Annotated in this window: 4 protein-coding genes; all 4 read left to right on the forward strand. The window is 40.7% G+C overall.

Annotated elements, in window-relative coordinates:
- Positions 1-11 precede the first annotated feature (11 nt).
- The 4 genes from F6K20_RS23160 (at position 12) to F6K20_RS23175 (ending at position 4,967) form a co-directional block, all read left to right on the forward strand.
- A complete protein-coding gene (locus F6K20_RS23160) occupies positions 12-698 on the forward strand; it encodes a response regulator transcription factor (RefSeq protein ID WP_044492336.1) in 687 nt (228 codons plus the stop codon).
- A gap of 446 nt (positions 699-1,144) precedes the next feature.
- Positions 1,145-2,260, forward strand: coding sequence for a ParA family protein (locus F6K20_RS23165; RefSeq protein ID WP_287296168.1), 1,116 nt, complete (start codon positions 1,145-1,147; stop codon positions 2,258-2,260).
- Positions 2,261-3,139: 879 nt separating this feature from the next.
- Complete coding sequence (locus F6K20_RS23170) at positions 3,140-3,262, forward strand: hypothetical protein (protein ID WP_008180130.1); 123 nt, start codon at positions 3,140-3,142, stop codon at positions 3,260-3,262.
- 352 nt (positions 3,263-3,614) lie between these two features.
- A complete protein-coding gene (locus tag F6K20_RS23175; RefSeq protein WP_287296170.1) occupies positions 3,615-4,967 on the forward strand; it encodes an RNA-guided endonuclease InsQ/TnpB family protein in 1,353 nt (450 codons plus the stop codon).
- Positions 4,968-5,226: the final 259 nt, after the last annotated feature.

Below are 5,226 nucleotides of genomic sequence, written 5' to 3' on the forward strand. Positions count from 1 at the left end.
TGGAAGTAGCGATGTCAGCAAAACTCTTATTGGTAGACGACGAACCAGGAGTAAGGGAAGCGGTCAAGGAGTATTTGGCAGAATTTGGTTTTACTGTACAGGTTGCCAGCAATGCTAATGATGCTTGGCAGATGTTACAGCAAAACACACCCGAGCTAGTAATTTCTGACATCATGATGCCTAAAGTAGATGGGTATCAATTTCTACAGCAGCTTCGAGATGACCCCCGTTTTAAAGCACTGCCAGTAGTGTTTCTGACCGCCCGTGGCATGACCTCAGATCGAATTCAGGGTTATCAGGCCGGTTGTGATGCTTACCTACCGAAGCCCTTTGATCCAGATGAATTAGTCGCTATTGTTCAAAACCTCTTGGAGCGTCGCGCTGCTAGCTCTGAAGATAGTGTAGGCAGTACAGAGCTTGAGAAGATAGCGAAGCAGGTGGCTGAAATTCGCGCAATGTTAGACCAGAAGAATGGAATTGTCCAAACTCCACCACCCTTGCGCATTGATTTTACAGCTAGAGAGCAGAGTGTATTAGATTTGGTTGCCCAAGGGCTAATGAATAAAGAAATTGCCCGACGTTTAGAGACTAGTGTTCGTAATGTTGAGAAATACGTCAGTCGTCTGTTTAGCAAAACCGGAACTAATAGCCGTACCGAGTTAGTTCGCTATGCTCTAGAACATGGTTTAACTAAGTGAAGGTTTAGCCTATCCTTAGGAAGAGCACAAACAGGATTGTCCATCGTGGGATGGGCTTAGGCACGCTTCGGAATATGCGATCGCATATTGTTTAGGAGTGTGGGCAAATCCGAATGCAGTTAAACCAAGGAATTAAATAGGTATTTTGAAGTGCGGAATGTAGGTTCTAGGTTTTTTAGGGGTTGGCAGAGTATTTTTGAAATTGTTAAGATCCATTAAAGACCTGTCAAATAGTTGGCGTTGCTGAATTAAGGAATGAATGCGCGATCATCTGGTGAAAGTTAAAGCCCCCGTTGGTCCCCCAATTCTGGGGGACTTTTAGAGTTTTGTTCCCCCCAGAATTGGGGGGCTAGGGGGGCTAAACCATACCCAGAATCAGCAACACCAAATAGTTTGCTATAAATAACATAATCGGGTGTTTAAATATTAAATTCAGGAGCATCTCAGTGAAGTTAATTTCGGTTTTTAACAATAAAGGTGGTGTGGGTAAAACAACTCTTACATATCATTTAGCCTGCGCTTTAGCAGAACTTGGTAAAAAAGTTTTAATGCTTGATTTAGACCCTCAATGTAATTTAACTATTTATGGATTAGATTCAGAAAATTTACATAAAATTTGGCAGGATGAAGATGGATTCATTGATGATTTCAATGCGACCCGTAAGAAATTTGAAGATTCAGATTTTGAATCTTTTAATAGAAATCACAGAACAATTCATTATATTCTTAAGCCTATAGAGGATGGCATAAGCGAGCCACAATCTCTTCCTCGTCCAATTGAAGTAGCTACAAACCTAGATTTAATTCCAGGTCGTCTAACCCTACATATGTACGAAAATAAAATTGCCGAACGCTGGGCTGGTTTATATAGCGGAGAACCACTCTCAATTAGAACCATAACTCAAATTAGAGCTATAGCTCGTAGATATGCTTCCGAAAGTAAATATGACTTTATAATTGTGGATACATCTCCAAGTTTAGGAGCTTTAAATAAGGTAATTATATCTACAGTTGATGGTTTTTTAGTGCCTTGTTTTCCTGATATGTTTTCTTTGTATGGAATTAGAAATATTGGTAAATCTTTACTTGAATGGAAAAAAGATTTTGATACTATTTATACCCTTATTTCTAGTGAAAAAAGAAATGAATTTCCAGAAAGGTTTGTGAGCTTTCTGGGATTTACTATATACAATGCCAAAAAATATTCAGGTCGTACAACCCTCAATCTTGCTCAAGCTGCTTATAATTATGCAAATCGTATCCCTCAAACAGTTAGGGATTATATCAGTTCTGAAGTTCGTCAACACTTAGATGACGAGATGATTGATAATCCGATTGGCGATCAAGAAGTTATGCATACACATAATACATTACCTTCAATGGCTCAAAAGTATAGAGTTCCAATTTGGAAAGTTCCTGATGTAACTAATCTCGAAGGAACAGACAGAAATACAATTATAGGTAATCAAGCAATTTACAAGGCAACAAAAAATGCTTATAAAGTTTTTACTGAAGACTTGCTAAGGAGGATAAATCGTTTGAACACTAATCCTGAAGTGTAACGAAATGCAATCATAAATACCTCGACCCACAATCATCGGAATTGTGAGTCGAAATTATGGCAACTGAGACTGCAACCATAATTTCTCAGCCCAAATTATTTTCAACCATAATCCCCCTCTTAACATTCTTTAAAAACGTGTTCAAAAATACACTTATCTCGGCTGTTGCGTTTGATGACACAAACCCTAGATTGACTCGATTACCTGGCGATACCACTTTTGATTCCTTATTTTTTTGACTTCAAAACTCAAACGTTTAATTCAGACAATACTTTCACCATTAGACTGAGTCTTGCGACCAGCTTCTCTTAAACTAGAGCCACTACATTGAGCGATCGCACTAGCCTCATCCCCAATTATAGGAAATTCACCACGGACAACGGCTGTAGGTTCATCTATCTTCTCTGGTAGGTTTTGTGTAGCTGAAGTGCTAGCTATGTCCGAGTGAGCTAGCTTTAGCGTTCATTGCTCCTAGCAAGCTTGCTGAGATCCGGAAGTTGACTTAAACCCGATTATCCTTTTACATGATTGACATTCCCCGCTCTAAAGCGACGGGTGCGCCTTCATGATAGGGTTTCACCCAGAACTGCATCATCAAGACAGGGATTGAGGACAACAGAAGAAAAAATATCCCTTGACCAATAAATTCCTCAAGCACGCTTATATCCCCGGGATGAATCACGGGGGCTAATGCCATCACGTTCGTCAGTTCCAATAAAATCATATTCCCTTCGGCTAAAGAGCAAACTAGATCACACTTTAGTCAGTATTAACTTAAGTAAAGTTACGTTAAGATACTTTGCATTTTTTTATCAACCTTGGCAAAAGTTTGTTATCGTTCATTATCGGCATACATAACTTTAAGAAAGGACAACAGACATGAAGACTTCTCAAACTCCCAACCATTTGGGTCAATCAGTGGCTTTAGGTCTTGTTTTGGTGGTAGCCAGTGTTGGTATTTTCATCCTGATGATGGTCCAAAGTGGTGCTTTGCAGTCTTAATGATCGTTATCGAGTCTGGGAGCTTGAGGGGAAAAGAATACCCTATCCCTCTACAGGGTAGGGTATTCTTTTCCCCTCAAACAAATGCTTACGGTAGTACGCCAGTTTTTCCTAGCGCTTCTAAATTCTAAATATTGCGATAAAGTTAAACCAGTTTTAGCCGCCATCTGTTTTAATCCATTATGGTTGGCAGGCTATGCGTAAAAGGGTTAAAACTTTTGGATTAAGGCTACCTTACTGTAGGATTCGGCTCCAGCCTTTATGGGTGATTGGTTTTGCATAAAAGGTTTAAGTCTTTTGTAATAAGGCTCCACTATCTAAGATTTCGTTTCCGGAGAAAAAGGTCGATGCCATGCAATTGGGTTACGCTTACAAATTAATTCCGAATCGAACACAAGAAGCTACCATGAACCGATGGTTAGAAATGCTTTTGGCTCAGTACAATTACTTGTTGAGAGATAGAAGCGAGTCTTATGAACAAGTTAAATCACCGAAAATGGGAGATTACTGTGACTTAAAAACTCGTGGAGAGGCGTGCCCATTAACTTGCTCGGTAAATAAGTCAACATCGATCGGATATCCCTGGAAAAAGAGTCAGAAAAACCCTCGAAGAAGTACTTACGAGATTCAAAGTTCAACTCTCCCTACCCTCAAGAAAGAGCGTCCTTGGTACAAAGGGATCAATTCAACTGTTTTGCAACAAATGTTGAGACAGTTAGATGTAGCTTTTTCTAAGTTTTTCAAAGGAGAAGCAAAATATCCCAAACCTAAAAGACGTTCTCGTTTTCGTAGCTTTAAGTACTCACCAGGGCAAGTAAAACTAGATTGCCATAAAATCTACTTGCCAGGTATAGGATGGATGCGTTTTCATAATTCCCGTCCTATTCCAAATGGTTTTACTATGAAGTCCGTGACCGTTCGCCGGAAATCGCGAGGGTGGTTTGTTAGTATCCAGATCGAAGATAAATCCCTACCGTTACCCCCGGTAAAAGCTGCTAATGAAATTACCCCCTGTCGTGTTAAGGGATGTGATATAGGAATTAGAAAGCTTGTTAGTGTTTCTAATGGGGAAACTATTCAGAACCCAGCCAATACCAAGAAATATAAACGTCAATCTAGGCGTTTAAGATTAAGACAGCGATCTGCAAGTCGGAAAAGAAAAGGCTCAAATAATCGTAAAAAGTCATTTAGCAGAGTAGCTTCGTTGCACGATTGGATTACTAACAGTCGTTCTGCATATCATTGGGAAACGGCTAAGAAGCTAACCGACGGAGCAGATGCCCTTGTGTTTGAGGATTTAAACATAAAAGGGATGAAATCCCGTTGTAAGCCAAAACCCAATGAAAATGGTGGCTACGATTACAACGGACAATCGGCTAAAAGAGGTCTTAATCGTGTAATTTCTGATGCTGCCTGGGGTGAATTAGTAAAAAAGGTTGAAGTCGTGGCTGCAAAGTCAGGCATACCTGTGATCAAAGTCAATCCCAGAAATACATCTCAACAATGCCCAAGATGCCATCATGTTAGTGCAGACAATCGAAATGGTGAAAAGTTTGTTTGCACTGAGTGCGAGTATCACGATGATGCTGATGTGAATGGAGCAGTCAACATCAAGAACAAGGGTCTCAAAAAACTGGGCATTGACCCTGCCCAGCTACCTTCGGTGCGAGGGAAAGTCACGCCCACGGAGCTAACAGCCGTCTAGGTTGTGCCTGGGAATCCCCGTCCTCTTAGGTTGGGGAAGTTCAAGGATCAGGCTTGCCATCTCTGGTTCAACTTTCCATGAAACTCAAGAACCCCACCTATAGCGCTATAAGTGGGGCATAAATAAGACATCTAGTGCGGCTCGTTTTAGCTAGGAGCCTCTAGAAACTAGAGGGGTATGAGCTAAGGGATTCGCGGGATAACCCCCGAAATCCTAACTATTTCTTGGATGGTGGTGAAAACCCACCCCTTGAGGAGAC

The sequence above is a fragment of the Moorena sp. SIO2C4 genome (assembly GCF_010672485.1).
GTDB lineage: Bacteria > Cyanobacteriota > Cyanobacteriia > Cyanobacteriales > Coleofasciculaceae > Moorena > Moorena producens.

Bases quoted from the DNA above. Each gene is read 5' to 3' on its own strand.
- F6K20_RS23170 (WP_008180130.1), top strand. From the start codon at position 3,140: ATGAAGACTTCTCAAACTCCCAACCATTTGGGTCAATCAGTGGCTTTA.
- F6K20_RS23175 (WP_287296170.1), top strand. From the start codon at position 3,615: ATGCAATTGGGTTACGCTTACAAATTAATTCCGAATCGAACACAAGAA.
- F6K20_RS23160 (WP_044492336.1), top strand. From the start codon at position 12: ATGTCAGCAAAACTCTTATTGGTAGACGACGAACCAGGAGTAAGGGAA.